Annotated in this window: 1 protein-coding gene; it reads right to left on the bottom strand. The window is 62.9% G+C overall.

The genetic code is table 11. From position 1 onward, the window contains the following. Positions 1-286 precede the first annotated feature (286 nt). Positions 287-727 (bottom strand): hypothetical protein, encoded by a 441-nt coding sequence (locus QMK33_RS23385; protein ID WP_283567046.1) that lies wholly within the window; start codon positions 725-727, stop codon positions 287-289. Between the last annotated feature and the right edge of the window lie 208 nt (positions 728-935).

Genomic DNA, 935 nt, shown 5'->3' with positions numbered 1-935 from the left:
CTATAGGCTTCCCTGTAGGGCAAGCCGATTAGCGGTGGCTGAAAAAGCCGCTTGTTAGTGCTGAAAAAACGCGCTCTCCTAGCTCAAAAGCAGTCCTATAATTCCCGATATGTTAGACGAGCGCCACACGGTTGGAAATTCATCGCAGATAAGTTAGCCAATACGAGTAGCTACTCAGGGGCTACTTAGCTCTCGCCGGCAGCACGATAACTACTAGCTCAGCTACCCTACTGGGCACCTACTTTAGTAGGTGCCCAGTAGGGTAGCTGAGCTAGTAGCCCCTTTTCTAGTCGTTGACATTGGGCAGGGCCCGCGGCGCGGCCGCGTAGTCGAGCAAGGGCCGTTCGAGTGGCGGGATCGGCAGTTCAAAGACGCGGGTGAACTCGGCCTGCCAGTTTAGGGGCCAGAGCTGCCCCGGGGCGCATTCCCAACACAGGCGACGTAGCGCCGGCTGATAGTAAAAGCGGCGGCCAAAGTAGTGGAGCTGCAAACACACCTGCGCCTGCGACCACTCGGGGTGGTGCACGGGCAGCGAGGCGGCGGGCGCCGCTAAGACGGCGGCCGGAAACCAACTGGCCGGGTCGACGGGTACGGCGGCGAGGGCTAGTGACGCAACGGGCACGGCCGCCGGAGCGGAAGCGGGCTCCAGCAACTTGTCGAGCAGACGCAGGCCAACTGTGCCCACTATCGTGCCAGCGGCCACGACCCCGACAGTTTGTAGATCCAACGGCAAGGGAACTGGCACAGCGACCGGCACCAGGGCGACCAGCGCGGGCACTTCGGCTGGATCGGGCAGGGAGACAGCAAGCGGCGGGCGGGCGGCGGGTGCCGGCTGCGCACGGCGGCGGACATAGTAGGCCAGGGTGCTACAGGAGTTGCCACAGTAGATGCGCCGTTTGTGGGCACTCTCGAAGGGCTTGGCACAGTGCTCGCAC

The organism is Hymenobacter sp. H14-R3 (assembly GCF_030063445.1).
Taxonomy (GTDB): Bacteria; Bacteroidota; Bacteroidia; order Cytophagales; family Hymenobacteraceae; genus Hymenobacter.
This window is presented reverse-complemented; position numbering and strand designations above follow the sequence as displayed.